The organism is Pseudomonas sp. LBUM1640 (assembly GCF_059716225.1).
In genome coordinates this window covers 5,944,985-5,962,166 of record NZ_CP166816.1, presented here as the reverse complement: position 1 = coordinate 5,962,166, position 17,182 = coordinate 5,944,985, and the positions used below count along the sequence as shown (strand labels likewise).

Sequence of the window (17,182 nt, the reverse complement as noted above, 5' to 3'; positions counted from 1 at the left end):
TCCGTTTTTTTTGCGCGTTATTCAGGAAGACCGCGGCGTCTGCATCGCAGGCAAGCCAGCTCCCACCTTTGACCACATTTCAAATTGGGAACCCGATCAAATGTGGGAGCTGGCTTGCCTGCGATAGCGATTTAACTGCTGGTGCATTTACTGATTTGAAATCCCCTTATTGGTGCAAAAAATCGCAGTAATTTATATATAAAGCACCATTTAAATTCACAAAGGCGACATTTTGCGCTTTTCAGGTGCGACTTGAATTGCTAAGGTCCGGCTCAATCTCCTTTAAAAACAATCAATTTGCCGAGACGTTTCCATGATCGAATCTGTCGAATCCTTCCTTTCCCGCCTCAAGAAACGCGACCCCGACCAGCCGGAATTTCACCAAGCCGTAGAAGAAGTGCTGCGCAGCTTGTGGCCGTTTCTAGAAGCCAACCCCCACTACCTGACCTCGGGCATCCTGGAGCGCATCTGCGAGCCGGAACGCGCGATTACCTTCCGGGTGTCGTGGGTGGATGATCACGGCAAGGTTCAGGTCAATCGCGGCTTCCGCATCCAGATGAACAGCGCCATCGGCCCCTACAAAGGCGGCCTGCGCTTCCACCCGTCGGTAAACCTGGGCGTGCTCAAATTCCTCGCCTTCGAACAGACCTTCAAGAATTCGCTGACCTCGCTGCCCATGGGCGGCGGCAAAGGCGGCTCGGACTTCGACCCCAAGGGCAAGAGCGACGCCGAAGTGATGCGCTTCTGCCAGGCGTTCATGAGCGAGCTGTACCGCCACATCGGCGCCGACGTGGACGTGCCGGCTGGCGATATCGGCGTGGGCGCGCGCGAAATCGGCTTTCTGTTTGGCCAGTACAAACGCCTCAGCAATCAATTCACCTCGGTGCTGACCGGCAAAGGCATGACCTACGGCGGCAGCCTGATCCGCCCCGAGGCCACAGGTTTCGGCTGCGTGTACTTCGCCGAAGCCATGCTCAAACGCGACGGCCAGCGGGTTGAAGGCAAACGCGTGGCAGTCTCAGGTTCCGGCAACGTCGCGCAGTATGCGGCGCGCAAAGTCATGGACCTGGGCGGCAAGGTGATTTCCCTGTCCGACTCCGAAGGCACTTTGTACGCCGAAAGCGGTTTGACCGAAGAACAATGGTCGGCCCTGTTGGAATTGAAGAACGTGCAGCGCGGGCGCATCAGCGAACTGGCCGAACGCTTTGGCCTGGAGTTCCGCAAAGGCAAAACCCCTTGGGAGTTGGCCTGCGACATCGCCCTGCCATGCGCGACCCAGAACGAGCTCGACGCCGAGGCTGCGCGCACCCTATTGCGCAACGGCTGCATCTGCGTCGCCGAAGGCGCCAACATGCCGACCACGCTTGCGGCTGTGGATATCTTTATCGAGGCGGGGGCCTTATTTGCGCCGGGCAAGGCCTCCAACGCCGGCGGTGTAGCCGTCAGCGGCCTGGAAATGTCGCAAAACGCCATGCGCCTGCTGTGGACCGCAGGCGAAGTCGACAGCAAATTGCACAACATCATGCAGTCGATCCACCATGCTTGCGTGCACTACGGCGAAGAAAACGGCCGGGTCAACTACGTGAAAGGCGCGAACATCGCCGGCTTCGTGAAAGTCGCCGACGCGATGCTGGCCCAAGGCATCGTCTAAGCCTCGGGCTCGATGCGCAGCACTTCGATCAGTTGATCACCGACGGGGCGCTTCCACAGCACCTCGTCGCCCACCTCGGCGCCCAGCAACGCACGGCCCAGGGGCGAGCCCCAATTGATCAGGTTGGCGTGGGCATCGGCCTGGTCTTCACCGACCAGTTGAATGCGCTGCTGTTCGTCTTGCTCGTTGGCAAAGGTGACCCAGCTGCCGATCTGCACCTTTTCGGTGGAAGTCGCCGGCGCCACCACGTGCGCGCTTTGCACCCGCTGGTTGAAGTAGCGCAAATCGCGCTCAAGATCCGCCTGGCGCTGTTTATCGTCCTTGGCGGACTCGAGGCTGTATTCGTGCTGTAACTGCGCGACCTTGGCCTGCAATTGCGCCAACCCTTGCGCTGTCAGGCGGTTGGGTTGCTCACTGACCAGGCGCTCCACCGGTTGGTCGGCCTGGGCGGCGGCGTTGTCCTCGTTAACAAAAGCTCGGCTCATGACATTCTCCCTCAATGGAGTTTGGGCCATGTTAGCCGGGCGATCGTTCCCACGCAGAACGGGGGAACGATCAGCGACCTATTGCGAGCGATAAGCCCTGGCGGCATCGCGGTCTTTCTCCTGCTGCCAGGCGCGTTCGCGGTCGTCCCAGTGATTGTCCTTGTAGTCGCGCAACTCTTCGTTTTCACGCATCGCCTTACACTGGCGAAAGCCATCTTCCCAGCCTTCGGCATACTCGCGGTCTTTCAGATAACGCGGCACGTTCTTGCGAAACTCCCCGCTGATTACACCGGCAGCCTGACGACCGCTGCTGCAACCGTCATCAAAGCCATCGGCGAAGGCCGGTGGATAACCTTTGGCCAGTAAATCCTGATGGGTTGACTGGCAACCCACCAGCCACACTACAGCGCACAGCATTACCGCAGACCGCCACATGGCGTACTCCCTGGCCGTTTCACGGCTGATAGGGGAAGTCTAGTCAGGGAATTGTCGGGGAGGCGTGAAAGAGAGGTGAGAAAGGTGTTGGGTTAAAGGGCCAGTGCTCGTTCCCACGCTCTGCGTGGGAATGCAGCCAAGGACGCTCTGCGTCCGCTTTAAGGTCGTGACGCGGAGCGTCACAGGATGCGTGCCCACGCGGAGCGTGGGCACGATCTATTAAAGGGCCATCAGCGACGATTCTCTTTAAATTGCAGGACGTTTCCTAGAGAATCCTTTGCCTATTGTGCCTTAGGGTTTGGGTCACTAGTCTCCTGGCTTCGCTGTAAAAACAGCGACCGGGTTTAGCGACCCGAACCATCGAGACTCATCCTCTTTACACACTTGGCAGGCGGTTTTTACACCTGTCGATAACGTGTTATGGCGGCTGTGCGCGGGAGATCTTCGGATCTACCGGGTGTCTAGGTGACCGGTTCGCTAACCTGCGTACAGCTGCCACCCCTTTATGTTTAGCGACGTGCTGTGGTGGCCCTTTATTTCACTTAGAGGTACACCATGTCTAAAGTCGTCCCCGATCCACCCCTGTCCTCAATCACCACCCTCGGCGTCGTCACCTTCGGCGACTACGGCGAAAATCAAAAACCGCTGTTCCGCGTCAATGCCGGCATGCCGATCGACGAAGCCCTGGAACACGCCTCCACCCTGCTTTTTTACTCCAAGAAACTCGCCATGGAAGCCGCCATGGACGTGCGCGGCGAACAATACGCCTGGGCCGCGCATTATCTGTGTGAGATGGGCAAGGCCGTCGTGGACGACCTGACCCAAGCGATGACACCCGCAGCCTAAAAGCGGGCGCTGCCCTTGTGGCGAGGGAGCTTGCTCCCGCTGGACTGCGCAGCGGTCCCACTCTTTTGGGGCCGCTGCGCGCCCCAGCGGGAGCAAGCTCCCTCGCCACAGGGGTTATGTCGTCTGGTGGTTCGTCAGCGAAGCATGCTCAGCCAATTCCTGCTCAATAAACGCAGCAATCATCGCGCGATACACCTGCTCAGTAACCTCAGGGTTGGCGCCCACTGACTCCGCTAAACCTCGTACCTTGGCGATCACCTGTTCAACCCGTTGCGGTGCCTTGACCCCGTCAGTGTCTTTTTTGAAGCCGGCAGCTTGGGAAACGTAGCGGCCGCGTTCGGCCAGCAGGGTGACGATTTGTTGGTCGAGGCGGTCGATGTTTGCGCGGACTTCTTCAAGGGTGGTGCAGTTAACGGCCATGTTGCTGAAACTCCTGATTGCGATGTGTCGGGATATACGCGGGCCAAATGTGGGAGCGGGCTTGCTCGCGAATGCAGTGGGTCAGTCAGTACAGTATTGCCTGAATAACCGCTATCGCGGGCAAGCCCGGCTCCCACATGTGAACGGTGGCGGGCGCAGCATTAATGCCAGGCACAAACCAGTGTGGGAGCTGGCTTGCCTGCGATGGCGGTGGGTCAGTCAGCACACCTGCTGCTGATACACCGCTTTCGCGAGCAAGCCCGCTCCCACATTTTGTGATCTTCGTAAGGCTCTAGTCAGTAGTGATACCACTTCACTTCGAGCATCACTTCATTGACTGGCGTCGACAGGTGGCTGTACTCGCGCTGGGCGCTCAAACGTAATCCGAGGTTGCGCGACAATTCCCACTGCTGATTCAGGCTGATGCTACGGCGCACTTCGCCATTGGTGAAGAAGTCGCCCTTGGCCTCCAGGCTTAAATTGCCCAGCGGGTTCTTCCATAACACGCCGGTATTGAAGCCGGCAGCCGGGGAGATGGCTTCGCTGAAGTCGTTGTTGTGTTCCACGCGTACGGTGCCGAGGGCGAAACCGAGCATGTCGTCGGTGAGTTGCCAGGTGCCACCCGCGCCGCCGTTGACGTGGGCGACCAGGGTTTCGTCGTCGTGTTTACCCGGCACGCGTTCCAGGCCGCCGGTCACTTGCCAGGACCAAGGCTGCAACAGGGCATTGCGCGGGGTCAGCGAGCGGATGGTCGCCAAGTCGAGTTGCTGCAGTTGCCAGTGGTTGCCTTCGTACTGGCGCAGTTTCATCTGCAGGATTTCGATCTGTGCGCCCAGCGGGAAGCCTTCGGCGTTGTCGTTGAGGTCGTGGTAGGCCATGCGCAGGCCGTATTCGCCGAAGGCCTTGTCGCCACGGGTGCCGATGCCGGCTTGCCAGGTGCGCGACTCATGGCCGTTCTCGGGCAGGCCCGGGCGTTCGATTTTCAGGTCGGGCGCAGGGTTTTGGTTGATCGCGCGCAGCAGTTCAAAGCTGCGTTGCGAGCGTTCGGTGTCGCGTTCCAGGCCATTGGCGCGGTAGCGGCCCAGGCGATAGGCGGCGTCGATGATCAGGGCCTGTCGGTCTTTGGCGATGGCCTTGAAGGCAGGCTCCTGCAGTTGCTTCTGGTCATCGCTGACTTTCAGCACCCACTGTTGCTCCTCGCCATCCAGCGGCTTGGCGCGTTCCAGCAGTTCGCGCTCACGCGACGGGCGGTAGTCGATCTTCTCCACCAACCCCGCTTCTTTGACTGCTTTGACGGTGTCGGTGGGGATGGCGGTCAGCGGGAATTGCTCGGTCAGGCGCAGGCTCGGGCGGGCCACTTGCAGCAGTTCCAGCAGGCGATAGGAGCAGTTTTCGTCGAAGAAGAAGTAGTCGAACTGGATCTGCTTGAGCTCCCACACGTGCTCGACCATGCGCTCGGTCTCGACCTGGGTCAGGTTCAGGCGGTATTCCCACAGGTCGCGGTTCTCGAGGCTACGGTACTCCGAGAGTTTTTCCTGGTACGGCACCAGCGCGAACAGGCCGGGATAGCCGCCCATCAGGCCTTTCCAGGCGTAGAGAATGCTGTTGTCGGAGCCTTCGATGTAGGCGCCGAAGTTGATCGCGTAGCTGAGCAGGGCGGTGTTGTTGCTCTGCACGTCAGCCTGGTCGATACGCAGCAGGGTGTGGCCGAACATCGACGACGGGCTGTTGAGGTAGGCGGCAGGGAAGATCATCACCGCGCTGTGCGGGGCGACATCCTTGAACCATTGGGTAAATTCTTTGCAGTCCAGGGCGGGCAGGTCGGTCAGTTGCAACTGATCCTTGAGCCAGCGGGTACGTGCGGGGTAAACGCATTGAACGTGCTTTTCGCCGAGGCTGGCCGGGGCATACAGGGCCTCTACGGTTGCCTTCAGTTCCTGGTCCGGATGGTGCGCACCATCGGCGGCGAGGAAGAACTTTTTGTCGCTGACATAACTGCGCCAGCCACTGATTTTGCCGGCTTCGTAATGGCCCAAAGACAGCCAGAACGGGTCGTTGGCCAATTGCTGCAAACGTTGATCATCAAGGTGCGGGGCCGCATACAGCGGGGCGCAGGCGAAGAGTGCCAACCAGGCAAAGCGTTTGAGCATAGGGGCAACTTAAGTCGGAATTAGTGAGACCCAAAGGGGAGGCGGGTCCAAAATAAAACCCGCGCCTCGAAAGGCGCGGGCGAGTCGAGCTTAAGCCTGGGTAGCGTATTTCGCCAGGCGGGTATCGCTTTTCAGTACAGCCAGGGTGTTGTTGTGCACGTCGTCAGCGGTCACGTCAGCTTTGCTGAAGATCTGCTGGAAGTGCTCGTGAGTCACGGCAGCGAAGTGCTCGCGATCTTCGGGTGCAACGCCCAGAACCACGGCATAGGTGGTCAGTGCTTCGCCGTTGCCTTTGGCCATGTCTTCGGACAGCTCGTTCATCATGCCATTCATGGCAATCCAGGACTTGCCGCCGTAGGTCAGGGCGCTGTTGGTGTTACAGCCGTTGGTGCCCGAGGTCATGCCGAAGGTGGCGTTACCTGAGGTGCCGTTGGTGGTGGAAGCGAGGAAGTGCGCTGGAGTACCGCGCTGGCCTTCGAACAACATGTTGCCCCAACCGCAGTTCGGGCCACCGGGTGCTTCAGCCATTGCATTGAGGGAGACGACGGTGAAGAGAGTACCAAGAAGGATCCGTTTCATAGCTTTGTTCTCTTTGTGTGCAAAACCAATGGACAAGGGTTCAGGCGCGTCGCAGCGCCCTAGGGGCCAGTTATTAGTCCAACCCGCGCAGTTTGGAGTTTAGGCACGTTCCAGGGGTTCCGTGATTTTTTATAAAACAATCAGGGTTTTTGCGCAGAGCAGCCGCGATTATTTTGTAAGACGCATACCGTGTCTATGCTTTCCCAAAGTCGCGCCTTGCCAGAGCGCGTAACCGGGAGCCAGAATGCCGACATCTGCCCCGCCTGATGTAAGGAAGCCCGATGCCTGATCCTGTTGCTGCCAGCTTGCGTCTAGCGCCCGAAGCGCTGACTCGCCCTTTCTCCGCTGAACAGTTCAGCTTCTCGACCACCAATGATTTGGAGCCCTTTCGCGGTGTGCTTGGCCAGGAACGTGCGGTTGAAGCCTTGCAGTTCGGCGTGGCCATGCCACGCCCCGGTTACAACGTGTTTGTCATGGGCGAGCCAGGAACCGGCCGCTTTTCGTTCGTCAAACGCTACCTGAAAGCCGAGGGCAAACGCCTGCAGACCCCGGCGGACTGGGTTTATGTGAATAATTTTGATGAGCCGCGTGAGCCACGCGCCCTGGAATTGCCGGGCGGCGGCGCAGCGGCGTTCATCGCCGATATCAACGGCTTGGTCGACAATTTGGTCGCGACCTTCCCGGCGGTGTTCGAACACCCGACGTATCAACAACGCAAAAGCGCCATCGACCGTGCCTTCAACCAGCGCTACGACAAGGCTCTGGACGTGATCGAGCGCCTGGCCCTGGAAAAAGACGTGGCGCTGTACCGCGACAGCACCAACATCGCTTTTACGCCGATGCTCGACGGCAAGGCGCTGGACGAGGCGGAGTTCTCGCAACTGCCGGAGGTTGATCGCGAGCGCTTCCACACGGATATTTCCGAGCTGGAAGAACGCCTCAACGAAGAGCTGGCCAGCCTGCCGCAGTGGAAACGCGAGTCGAACAACCAACTGCGCCAGTTCAACGAAGAAACCATCACCCTGGCCCTGCAGCCTTTGCTGGCACCGCTGTCGGAAAAGTATGCGGAAAACGCGGCTGTCTGCGGCTACCTGCAGGCCATGCAGGTGTACTTGCTGAAATCCGTGGTCGAGCAGTTTGTCGACGACGCCAAGACCGACGCCCAGGCGCGCAAGCTGCTCGAAGAGCAATACTGCCCGAGCCTGGTGGTGGGCCACTCGGTCAACGGCGGTGCGCCGGTGGTGTTTGAGCCGCACCCGACCTACGACAACCTGTTCGGCCGTATCGAATACAGCACCGACCAGGGCGCGCTGTACACCACGTATCGCCAGTTGCGCCCGGGCGCGTTGCACCGTGCCAACGGCGGTTTCCTGATTCTTGAAGCCGAAAAAATGCTCAGCGAGCCCTTCGTCTGGGACGCCCTCAAGCGTTCCTTGCAGTCGCGCAAGCTGAAGATGGAATCGCCGCTGGGCGAGCTGGGCCGTCTGGCCACCGTGACCCTCAACCCGCAGATGATTCCGTTGCAGGTCAAGGTGATCATCATCGGTTCGCGCCAGCTCTACTACGCGCTGCAGGATGCCGATCCGGACTTCCAGGAGATGTTCCGCGTGCTGGTGGACTTCGACGAAGACATCCCGATGGTCGACGAGAGCCTGGAGCAGTTTGCCCAGTTGCTCAAAACCCGTACCTCCGAAGAAGGCATGGCGCCGCTGACGTCGGACGCGGTGGCGCGCTTGGCGACTTACAGCGCACGCCTGGCGGAGCACCAGGGGCGCTTGTCGGCGCGCATTGGCGACTTGTTCCAGCTGGTCAGCGAGGCGGATTTTATCCGCCATTTGGCGGGCGATGAAATGACCGATGCCGGCCATATCGAACGCGCGCTCAAGGCCAAGGCCACGCGTACCGGGCGGGTGTCGGCGCGGATTCTCGACGACATGCTCGCCGGGGTGATCCTGATCGACACCGCGGGTGCAGCGGTCGGCAAGTGCAACGGGCTGACGGTGCTGGAAGTCGGCGATTCGGCCTTCGGCGTGCCGGCGCGGATTTCCGCCACGGTGTACCCCGGCGGCAGCGGCATTGTCGACATCGAGCGTGAGGTTAACCTCGGCCAGCCGATTCACTCCAAGGGCGTGATGATCCTCACCGGTTACCTGGGCAGCCGGTATGCCCAGGAATTCCCGCTGGCGATTTCGGCGAGTATCGCGCTGGAGCAGTCCTACGGTTACGTAGACGGCGACAGTGCGTCCCTGGGCGAGGCATGCACCTTGATTTCGGCCTTGTCGAAGACGCCGCTCAAGCAGTGCTTTGCCATCACCGGCTCGATCAACCAGTTTGGTGAAGTGCAGGCGGTGGGCGGGGTCAACGAGAAGATCGAAGGCTTCTTCCGCCTCTGCGAAGCTCGCGGGCTGACCGGCGAGCAGGGTGCGATCATTCCGCAGGCCAACGTCGCCACGCTGATGCTCGACGAGAAGGTGCTGCAGGCCGTGCGCGACGGGCAGTTCCACATCTATGCCGTGCGTCAGGCGGATGAGGCGTTGAGCTTGTTGGTGGGTGAGCCTGCGGGTGAGCCGGACGAAGAAGGCCAATTCCCGGAAGGCAGCGTGAATGCGCGCGTGGTCGAGCGTTTGCGCGCGATTGCCGAGATGATCAGTGAGGACGACTTGAAAGAAGCGGAGAAGGAGCTGGCGCAGCAGGCGTTGGCTGAAGCCAAACCCACCTGATTGTTGGCAGCACGCGGTTAATGTGGGAGCGGGCTTGCTCGCGAAGGCGGTGGATCAGTCAGTATCAATGTGTCTGACAGATTGCATTCGCGAGCAAGCCCGCTCCCACATTGGATCAGCGGCGTATTTGGAAGCGGCGGTAAATTCGCCACTAAATTGACTCCACTTTCAGGGACCAACGCCCGTTGGTCCCTACAACCTTGGTTTGTACTGGTTTTCTTCTATTCTGAGTTTAAGGGATATCCACAGGAGTCGCTGGATAGAGACAGCCTTGCCCTGTGCGAGGTTGAACACCGATCTACCGAGGGTCGCCGCCATGCCGCGCAACCTTTGCCTTACCCGCCAGTGCTTGGGCCTGGTCACCCGTATCGAATGCTCCATTCGCCCTCTCGCGGGGGATACCGGGATGTGGACGTTGTTGTTTGCTGCCGGTATGACCGGCGAACAGCCTTCCACCATCAAGTCCCAAGGCCCGTTTCATGGGCCATTCGTGGCAGAAACCATTCTGGGATCAATCGTCGAAAGCTTGACGCTGCACGGCTACGAGCTGGCGGACGACCCGCAGATCTGGTGCCTGCACCTGCAGGCCCATCTGCGCCAACTCAACGGCGGGCATGAGCGTCTAGCCTGTGACTGATCGTTCCCACGCTCTGCGTGGTGACGCCGCCCCGGACGCTCTGCGTCCGCTGCCGCCACAAGGCTCCAGCCTTGCGCCGGGTGACGCGCAGCGCCACAGGATGTGTTCCCACGCAAAGCGTGGGAACTATCGGTCGTGAGGGGCTATTTACTCTCGGGCTTATCCAACTTGACCTCAAAGCCGTATTGCACGGTGTCGAGGTCGGTGCGCTGGTAGCTTTCCAGTGTGGTCGGCTGGCCGTAGAAATAATGCACGTCAAACAACGCCGTGCCGTATTCCTCGGCGCGGTGGCTTACGCCGAGGATTTCCTTGAGGTAATTGCCGCTGGCGTCCTTGGCGTAGAAGCGCCAGCTGTCGGCGGGAAACTCCTTTTGATCGACAATCAGCGCGTTGTCCTTAAGCGACAGGCCCTTGGGCGGCTTGGCCACGTCTATCGTGGCTTTCTCGATGGTGGCCAGGAACAGCGGCACCGAGCCCACCACAAACGCCGGGGTTTCCGGGAACAAGTTGAGGTCGTAGGTGAGCGTGCCGCTGCCCGCATTCAGCTCAAACGCTTCGGCTGGCAGCTCGATGGGCTCGCCGCGCTCGCCCTTGTCGTCCGCCGCGAAGAAGGTGATGGGGGCGTCGCTGTTGTTGCGCTCGGCGCCGACCAAGTCATCGTTGAACGTGAAAGGGTGGTCAAACACGATCTTCGCGGCGCTGGCGTCTTCAGTCGATTGGCTGATGGTGACGCTGTTTTTCAACTGGTCTTCGGTCATTGACGCGTCTTTGAGCCAGCTTGGGGCGCTGTCGTCATACACCGTGACCGGCATCGGCAAGGCTTGCACGCTGCTCTGCAGGCTGTTCTTGTCGAAGCGCATCACCGGCAGGTCGAGGTCCTTGCGGGTGAGCGTGGCCTTGGAAAAATCCAGCACGTTGACCTGCAGGGTGTCGATCAGGCCATTGAAATACACCTTGGCGTAATGGCTGCTCTGTTGGTGTTCGAAGGCTTTTTGCTCGTCCGTCAGTTGCTTTTCAAAGGCATCCGACCAGGCCTTTTGCTTTTGCATCTCGGCCAATTGTTTCTCGTAGAACGCCACCTGCGCGGCGTTTTCGTTGATTGAGCCTGCGCGGGTGAGAAATTGCCCGGTGCTGTCGCGTGCCTGCACCAGCAATGGGTTGGGCGATTCGTCGCCGACTTCCGGCGCCAGTTGCTCGCTGTTGGTCAGCTCGATCTCGGCGTAGTTTTTCTCAAGCAGCAGCAGGGTGATGGTGATGTTGCCCTCGGTGCGTTTATGGCCCACGTCCTTTTTCGTCAAGTCGAAGGTCAACACTTTGCCCGGCGCCACCACCTCAACTGCGCCCTTGAGGCTGACGGGCTGCGGCTGGCTCTTGTTCTCGGTCTCCACGCCCTCGATGAACGGGTAGGTCACCGTCAGGTCATCAGGGTTGGTCAGGTTGGAGCTGCTGGGGCTCAACTGGATGCCCGGGTCGGTTTCCGACCATTCGGGTTGAAAGGGAATGACTTTGTTGTTGCTCAGCGTTACCGACTGCCATTCCAGGCCGTGGGGGAAGGGGAATTGGTCCGGGGTGTTGAAGTTGAACGGGAACACCGGCTGCAAATCGGTCAGGTAGTCGGAATGCGAGGCTTTGCGCAGCACGAACAGGCCGTTGATGTAGGTGTCCACCAAGGCTTGTGGCGTGGGGTAGTGCTTGAGCAGGGCCAGCGTGTCTTCGCCGTATTCGGCTTCGATGGGCTTGGCGGCGAGCTTGGCCTGCGCGCGTTCCAGCAACAGCAGCGAGCCGCCGAGGTCGGCGATGGCGTCGCGCAGTTTGGGGTCTTGAATGGCATCCAGCGATTGTTCGAACTTGGCGGTTTTCTCTTCGAGGGTGGCCTGCTTCTGCTCTTCTTTGGGGGAGCAGCCGCTGGCCATCAGCAACACCGCACACAGGCCGACAGTGGCCAAAGGGGATCGCACATCCATCATCTGAGTTTTCCTGTTCCACAGCATCGAGCTGATTTGATGGGCTCGACACTAGCAGAAAAATTCTCTTACAGATGCCGCCCAGGTCAGTTTTCTCACGGTTACAGGTGTTTGGTAGCGACTGGTATACTCGCGGCCATTTTTAGCCTAGCTGTGTGAGATCCAATGGAACGCTTTATTGAAAATACTATGTACGCCTCACGCTGGCTGCTGGCGCCGATCTATTTGGGGCTTTCCCTGGGCCTGCTGATCCTGGCGCTCAAGTTCTTCCAGGAAATCATCCACGTCCTGCCTAACATCTTCACTATGTTGGAGTCGGAAGTGATCCTGCTGCTGCTGTCGTTGATCGACATGGCCCTGGTTGGCGGCTTGCTGGTGATGGTGATGATTTCCGGCTATGAGAACTTCGTCTCGCAGCTGGATATTGACGAAAACAAGGAAAAGCTCAACTGGCTGGGCACCATGGACTCTTCATCGCTGAAGATGAAAGTGGCCGCCTCCATCGTGGCGATTTCGTCCATTCACCTGCTGCGCATCTTCATGGACGCCAAGAACGTCGATCCGCAGCATTTGATGTGGTACGTGATCATCCACATGACCTTCGTGGTCTCGGCGTTTGCCATGGGCTACCTGGACAAGCTCACCAAGCACTGATGCTTGGCGCCGGCCTTACTGCTCGACGAAGTAGTAAGGCTGGCGACCGATTGCCATCTGCTTGATCACGTTGACCTTCTCAGCCAGTGCGTCGGGGCGATCCAGCAGCGCCATGTTGCCGGGTTTGGCCGCGAGAAAGCTGCGCAGCTCAGCTTCGGTTTGCAGGATCGGCAAGTAGGCCTGCAGATAGAACACGCTGGCCCCGGCGATACGCTCGTTGGGCTGGAACAACACCACCTCTTTGCCTTCGGTTTGAAACGCCTTGGCCTGGCTGATCACCGGTACGAAGGACTCACGTTTGTCGGCCTTGGGGGCAAACCAGAAGGCGGCGGTCATGTAACTGGCGATCAGTAGCGTGAACACGCCGCTGATCACGCCGCGGTGGTAACGGTACAGCGCCGGTTTGTTCGCTTTGAGCCACTCCAAAAGCACCCCGGCGTATTCCGCTGCCAGTACCGCAGCAGCCGGTGTCAGTGCCATCAGGTAAACGGTGCGCTTGCTCGACGCCAGAGTCAGTAACGTGAACTGCGCCACCAGCCACACGCTGAAAAACAGGCGGTAGCGGTTACGTACCAGGCTTTTGCGAAAGTGCCAAAGGCCCAAGTACACCAGGATGTTCCAAGGCAGGAACGCCTCGGGCAGCTTCGCGATGTAGTAATAGATCGGTTCGTAATGCCCGGCCTCTACAAACGAGCCGCTGAAACGCCCGACGCTGTTGGTCCAGAGCACTTCGGCCACCGCCTGCATACCACCGCGCTGGAACAGGAACCCCAGCCAGATCAGCAGCGGCACCAATGCCAGCAGCGTGAACAGCGCCGGCTTGAGCCAGTCGCCGATGCGCAGGCGTTTATCCATGATGCTGGTGCTGGCCAGGTACACAAAGATCACAATGCCCGGCATCGCCAGGCCCAATACACCTTTGCTCAAGGTCGCGATGACCATGCCGACGGTAAACAACGCCCAGGCCCACGTACTCGAACCTTCGCGGTCCGGCCGCACAGCTTGATAGAACCCCAGCAACGCTGTGGTCACGCCCAGGCTGAGCAACGAATCCTCACCCACACCCCGCACATTGCCCCAGTAACTGGCCATGGTTGCCAGGATCAGTGCCGCGCAGAACGCCATCGTCTTCGGTCGCCCGAACGTGCGCAGCATCGCGTAAAACAGCATCACGCTGAACAGCCCGGCAAATGCCGACGCCAGCCGTACAGCCCCGGTGGTTGCGCCAAACAGGCGAATCGCGCCGGCGTCCAACCACAGGCTCAGGGGCGGTTTTTCCAGGAAGGGTTCACGAAACAGGCGCGGGATCACCCAGTCATTATCCAAATGCATGGCCATGGCGATCCCGGCGACGCGGGCTTCGGTCGAGCCTTGCAGCTCATGGCTGCCCAAGGCAAAGAAGAACAACACAGCAACGAGAAGGAGCAGCAGAGGAACGGGGCGCGTCATGGTTCTGGCTACCGAGGCAAGGGACCGTTCGGGGGAACGGCCGTGGCGATCGGCTAGTATCTGTGAGCACGTCTGAATATTTCATGAATGAGTGTCAGTTTTTTGTAAGGTTCGCTGAGGCGAAATCGAGGCCGGCGTTCCAGCCATTTGCGCGATCAAAGCAACGCGGACGATGTAACCACTATCCCCAAAGGCCCACTGAGTTTATCGACGCGAGCCTGACCCCCGCCGTAGCTTCCTCCCGGCTGACAGACTTTGATGCGTTTATTTAACTGCGCGTCGAGCACCGTAATACCACTGCAGCTATAGCGTCCGGACGGCGAATATTCATACGTGGTGATATAGCTGCTGGGGGCCGCACTCGTCAGGTAGATCGCCGCTGCGAACAGGTGCACCAGCACCACGCCACTGGCGATAAACACCCCGAGCACCAGCTTCGGCCATTCGCGTTTTTTCTTCTGCAAGATGTGCGGCTTCTTGTAGCGCCACAGCAGTACGACCAGAGCCAGCGTCAGCAACAACGAGGCGATCAGGCAGGCTTTTTCAGCCAAGGCGTTGAAGTGAATCGTCGGCCAAATGCCGATTTGCCAGATCAGCATGAAGGCCAGAACAGCTTGCACGCCAACGACGATGGGTATCAGGTAGGCGTAGGAATTTTTATTCAACTCAATGCTCATCCTTGCAGCGTTTACCGCGGGCTTTCCAACCCCCAGAAACAACAAAACCTGCACTAGGCGGGTTTTGTCGATGCTTCGAATTGGTGGGCCGGGGTGAGCTGAAATGATGTGCTAAGCCTATGAAAAATATGAATTTGTTTAGTTGCGCCGTCTTTGTGGAATACCATTTGGAATGCACTGCACAGGATTGAGGCGGAATGCTGAAGCGTGATCCTCCTGAGTCAATTACCAAGAGTCATTTCGCTGTGGCCAATCTCGTGGTTGTCAGCCCGTTTTTCTTTCCTGTGTTGGATGAGGATAGGTACAGGTGTCAGCTTTAAATGAAGGGACCTAATTGGCTTTGATTACTCATCGTTAGCATCCGGTTGCTAAGAGTACAGGTGCGTGGTTGAGCAGTATCTTGTACTTGTACCCTACTCGCGGACTATGTGGGCGTGAAAACGGCGAAAAATTCCTTGAAGCCCTTTGTGGTTAATGTGTTATGTATGCGTGGCAATCCTGTTTCATCTAAAGGGGCGGTTCCTTTGCCATTTCGGCTTCTCTCGTGCTGGAGTTGCTCTTGCAGTTTATCCACTGATAGCCAATAGTTGCATGTCTGCTGGTCATGTGATCGATTGATGCTGAAGTATTTTCCGTCTCGCTCACCTGCGACTGGGTAATGATGAATGGACTCACTCAGCCAGTATAACTTGGAGTCCAATGTGGCTATCCATGTGTCCTGAAGCTTGCCATAAAAGAGCTCTTTGGAAAACTCCAGGGCGCCTTTTATGTATTTAAGGTCTTGAACGCCATTGAAGATGTTTTTGAAGCGCTGCGCTGGCTTGTTGCTCCCACTCATGAAGTTGTTCTTGATATCTTCGATTTTGGCGTTAAGCTCGTCGGAATAGTTGGGCTTTTTCTCACAGAAGCAGTACTTGGCAATTTCGGCTTCAACGGCGCTGAGCATATCAATGTCATCACAAACACGGCTCATATATGTTTTGAATTTTTCAATGCTTGGCAAGCTCGGCTTCGTGGCGTTGATAATATGTATCTGCATGAGCGAAAAAAACGGCACGCTGTAGAGGTGCTGCTCTTCTATGCTGAGTTCTGAAAACTCATACGGTCGGGTTCTTTCCGTTTCATTTGCAGTGTTTCGTGTCGCGGTTGGATGATCGATCATCTGCGGGCAGAATATCGAAAGAAACAATTCATACATCTCAAAGCTAAGCTTCTTGAATTTCGGGTGGACCTCATTAAGGGCAAGCCCAGGCGTTATGCACAGACTTTGTGGTGGGCAAGAATTTATGAAATTTATAAGTCTAGTTAAGTCGAAATCGTTCGGGCTGTGGCGGCGAAGAATTACATCTTCCATTCTCACCAGAATGTTAAGGTCGAGAATCAAGGTCGTCTCTATGCCGTTCCGCTTGTTCTCGGCCACCATGCTTGGGGTGAGCCGCGGGGAACTGTCGGTTTTGCGGCAAGGCTTTATGAAATGTAGGGTATGTGTGGGCATTGTGATTTACCTAACTCCTATCTGATTAAACTGTGTCCTTAGATCGTTTGCTGCTTACTGCGTAGAGCCTGCATTGCCTGCTGGGTCGGCGTCAAGTAGATAGTCAGATATTGCTTCTAATGATCCTTTAGTGGTGATAAATTTATGCTACTAATCTATGGCGTGGATGATATGAAGAAAACTAGGCAGGAAAACGTAATTCAAGCTGCAATTACCGGTGCATTGGAAGCCTATTGCAGAGATAGTCGGACTTCGCTCAAAACCTTCCCCCCATATGCTGTACAGCAAGGCGACGGAATACGGCTGTATTGTGGTGATCTAGTCGCTATGCTGGAAAACGCTAAAATACTGCTTTTGGAAATTAAAGAGCTTAATTGTAAAAGCGGGGTTTTTGACCAGTTTGATGGCGAGCAATTCAAAAGCTGCCTTGCTTATGAGAGACTTGGCGTTCCCATTGCATACTCATATAATACTATATCTCTTCCTGATTATGATGATCGCTCGGATGTTGAACGGTGGCCTGAGTTAATTTTGGGTAGGACGAAACGGGCATTGCCGAGTAAGCTGCCAAACAAAAAGCCAGATAAGTTAAATCATTCATCGCTGCTGGATTGGCTTCGTGATGATCAGGGCGGCGACATGGCTGCGGGCTTTGGCCGGGTGCTCGGTGCGCTTAAGCGTCCGGAAACGCTAAAGAATGGTGCGTTGGTCCTTCTGTACGGCGTAGCTGAGCAAACGCTTGCAATGCTAGATCGTGAACAGGTTCTATTCGTTTTGAACTATTTGGACAAGGAAAGTAAATTGCGTCCGGGTCATTATAAGAAGATAGAAAGTGTACTGGGTGCCGCGGCTGAGGTATTTAAAGGTTACATAAAGCCTATGATTATTAGAGACAACTCTGGTGGGGCGACGCCAGGGCAGCCGTGAATTATTTTATTGATTTTCTGCAGGGTATGGTTGTTCAAAGAGTTCTAGGCGCGTGGTGATTCTAATGTCTGGCTCAAAGGTTAAATGCAGAGA

15 protein-coding genes are annotated in these 17,182 nt (G+C 57.5%); 6 read left to right on the top strand and 9 right to left on the bottom strand.

Going from position 1 to position 17,182, the window contains the following annotated elements; all coding sequences use genetic code 11:
* Positions 1-313: 313 nt before the first annotated feature.
* A complete protein-coding gene (gdhA, locus tag ACA065_RS26480; RefSeq protein WP_497692167.1) occupies positions 314-1,651 on the top strand; it encodes an NADP-specific glutamate dehydrogenase in 1,338 nt (445 codons plus the stop codon).
* On the opposite strand, the gene ACA065_RS26475 is transcribed toward gdhA, so the two are convergent.
* Positions 1,648-2,136 (bottom strand): GreA/GreB family elongation factor, encoded by a 489-nt coding sequence (locus ACA065_RS26475; RefSeq protein ID WP_497692166.1) that lies wholly within the window; start codon positions 2,134-2,136, stop codon positions 1,648-1,650. The two genes, gdhA and ACA065_RS26475, sit on opposite strands and share 4 nt — an antisense overlap.
* Before the next feature lie 78 nt (positions 2,137-2,214).
* Positions 2,215-2,571: a hypothetical protein gene (locus tag ACA065_RS26470; RefSeq protein WP_497692165.1), complete on the bottom strand. Its 357-nt coding sequence runs from the start codon at positions 2,569-2,571 to the stop codon at positions 2,215-2,217.
* 555 nt (positions 2,572-3,126) lie between these two features.
* Here ACA065_RS26470 and ACA065_RS26465 point away from each other — a divergent pair.
* Positions 3,127-3,417: a DUF3077 domain-containing protein gene (locus tag ACA065_RS26465; RefSeq protein ID WP_497692164.1), complete on the top strand. Its 291-nt coding sequence runs from the start codon at positions 3,127-3,129 to the stop codon at positions 3,415-3,417.
* Positions 3,418-3,531: 114 nt separating this feature from the next.
* On the opposite strand, the gene ACA065_RS26460 is transcribed toward ACA065_RS26465, so the two are convergent.
* From ACA065_RS26460 to ACA065_RS26450, 3 genes are all read right to left on the bottom strand, one after another.
* A complete protein-coding gene (locus tag ACA065_RS26460) occupies positions 3,532-3,837 on the bottom strand; it encodes a chorismate mutase (RefSeq protein ID WP_497692163.1) in 306 nt (101 codons plus the stop codon).
* 296 nt (positions 3,838-4,133) lie between these two features.
* Positions 4,134-5,987 carry an Lnb N-terminal periplasmic domain-containing protein gene (locus ACA065_RS26455; RefSeq protein WP_497692162.1) on the bottom strand — a complete coding sequence of 618 codons (1,854 nt, stop codon included), beginning with the start codon at positions 5,985-5,987 and terminating at the stop codon, positions 4,134-4,136.
* 90 nt (positions 5,988-6,077) lie between these two features.
* Positions 6,078-6,566: a DUF3015 domain-containing protein gene (locus ACA065_RS26450; protein ID WP_094952935.1), complete on the bottom strand. Its 489-nt coding sequence runs from the start codon at positions 6,564-6,566 to the stop codon at positions 6,078-6,080.
* A 281-nt stretch (positions 6,567-6,847) separates the two neighbouring features.
* Between ACA065_RS26450 and ACA065_RS26445 the strand changes: the two genes are divergently transcribed.
* Positions 6,848-9,286 carry a Lon protease family protein gene (locus tag ACA065_RS26445; protein ID WP_497692161.1) on the top strand — a complete coding sequence of 813 codons (2,439 nt, stop codon included), beginning with the start codon at positions 6,848-6,850 and terminating at the stop codon, positions 9,284-9,286.
* Positions 9,287-9,602: 316 nt separating this feature from the next.
* On the top strand, positions 9,603-9,923 hold the full coding sequence (locus ACA065_RS26440; RefSeq protein WP_497692160.1) for a PA4575 family protein: 321 nt from the start codon (positions 9,603-9,605) through the stop codon (positions 9,921-9,923).
* A 143-nt stretch (positions 9,924-10,066) separates the two neighbouring features.
* Here the strand turns inward: ACA065_RS26440 and ACA065_RS26435 are convergent, their stop codons facing one another.
* Complete coding sequence (locus ACA065_RS26435) at positions 10,067-11,890, bottom strand: hypothetical protein (protein WP_497692159.1); 1,824 nt, start codon at positions 11,888-11,890, stop codon at positions 10,067-10,069.
* A 162-nt stretch (positions 11,891-12,052) separates the two neighbouring features.
* Between ACA065_RS26435 and ACA065_RS26430 the strand changes: the two genes are divergently transcribed.
* Complete coding sequence (locus ACA065_RS26430) at positions 12,053-12,541, top strand: TIGR00645 family protein (protein WP_017139291.1); 489 nt, start codon at positions 12,053-12,055, stop codon at positions 12,539-12,541.
* Between the two features lie 15 nt (positions 12,542-12,556).
* Here the strand turns inward: ACA065_RS26430 and ACA065_RS26425 are convergent, their stop codons facing one another.
* The 3 genes from ACA065_RS26425 to ACA065_RS26415 all read right to left on the bottom strand — a co-directional run bounded on the left by ACA065_RS26425 (position 12,557) and on the right by ACA065_RS26415 (position 16,162).
* On the bottom strand, positions 12,557-13,990 hold the full coding sequence (locus ACA065_RS26425) for an ArnT family glycosyltransferase (RefSeq protein WP_497692158.1): 1,434 nt from the start codon (positions 13,988-13,990) through the stop codon (positions 12,557-12,559).
* A gap of 155 nt (positions 13,991-14,145) precedes the next feature.
* Positions 14,146-14,721 carry a hypothetical protein gene (locus ACA065_RS26420; RefSeq protein ID WP_497692157.1) on the bottom strand — a complete coding sequence of 192 codons (576 nt, stop codon included), beginning with the start codon at positions 14,719-14,721 and terminating at the stop codon, positions 14,146-14,148.
* 370 nt (positions 14,722-15,091) lie between these two features.
* Positions 15,092-16,162, bottom strand: coding sequence for a hypothetical protein (locus ACA065_RS26415; protein ID WP_497692156.1), 1,071 nt, complete (start codon positions 16,160-16,162; stop codon positions 15,092-15,094).
* A 144-nt stretch (positions 16,163-16,306) separates the two neighbouring features.
* Here ACA065_RS26415 and ACA065_RS26410 point away from each other — a divergent pair, with 144 nt between their 5' ends.
* Positions 16,307-17,089 (top strand): hypothetical protein, encoded by a 783-nt coding sequence (locus tag ACA065_RS26410; RefSeq protein WP_497692155.1) that lies wholly within the window; start codon positions 16,307-16,309, stop codon positions 17,087-17,089.
* Positions 17,090-17,182: the final 93 nt, after the last annotated feature.

Excerpts from the sequence above, each read along its gene's own strand:
- gdhA (WP_497692167.1), top strand. The coding sequence starts at position 314 with ATGATCGAATCTGTCGAATCCTTCCTTTCCCGCCTCAAGAAACGCGAC.
- ACA065_RS26445 (WP_497692161.1), top strand. The coding sequence starts at position 6,848 with ATGCCTGATCCTGTTGCTGCCAGCTTGCGTCTAGCGCCCGAAGCGCTG.
- ACA065_RS26425 (WP_497692158.1), bottom strand. The coding sequence starts at position 13,990 with ATGACGCGCCCCGTTCCTCTGCTGCTCCTTCTCGTTGCTGTGTTGTTC.
- ACA065_RS26430 (WP_017139291.1), top strand. The coding sequence starts at position 12,053 with ATGGAACGCTTTATTGAAAATACTATGTACGCCTCACGCTGGCTGCTG.
- ACA065_RS26440 (WP_497692160.1), top strand. The coding sequence starts at position 9,603 with ATGCCGCGCAACCTTTGCCTTACCCGCCAGTGCTTGGGCCTGGTCACC.
- ACA065_RS26455 (WP_497692162.1), bottom strand. The coding sequence starts at position 5,987 with ATGCTCAAACGCTTTGCCTGGTTGGCACTCTTCGCCTGCGCCCCGCTG.
- ACA065_RS26475 (WP_497692166.1), bottom strand. The coding sequence starts at position 2,136 with ATGAGCCGAGCTTTTGTTAACGAGGACAACGCCGCCGCCCAGGCCGAC.
- ACA065_RS26465 (WP_497692164.1), top strand. The coding sequence starts at position 3,127 with ATGTCTAAAGTCGTCCCCGATCCACCCCTGTCCTCAATCACCACCCTC.
- ACA065_RS26435 (WP_497692159.1), bottom strand. The coding sequence starts at position 11,890 with ATGATGGATGTGCGATCCCCTTTGGCCACTGTCGGCCTGTGTGCGGTG.
- ACA065_RS26415 (WP_497692156.1), bottom strand. The coding sequence starts at position 16,162 with ATGCCCACACATACCCTACATTTCATAAAGCCTTGCCGCAAAACCGAC.
- ACA065_RS26410 (WP_497692155.1), top strand. The coding sequence starts at position 16,307 with ATGCTACTAATCTATGGCGTGGATGATATGAAGAAAACTAGGCAGGAA.
- ACA065_RS26470 (WP_497692165.1), bottom strand. The coding sequence starts at position 2,571 with ATGTGGCGGTCTGCGGTAATGCTGTGCGCTGTAGTGTGGCTGGTGGGT.
- ACA065_RS26450 (WP_094952935.1), bottom strand. The coding sequence starts at position 6,566 with ATGAAACGGATCCTTCTTGGTACTCTCTTCACCGTCGTCTCCCTCAAT.
- ACA065_RS26460 (WP_497692163.1), bottom strand. The coding sequence starts at position 3,837 with ATGGCCGTTAACTGCACCACCCTTGAAGAAGTCCGCGCAAACATCGAC.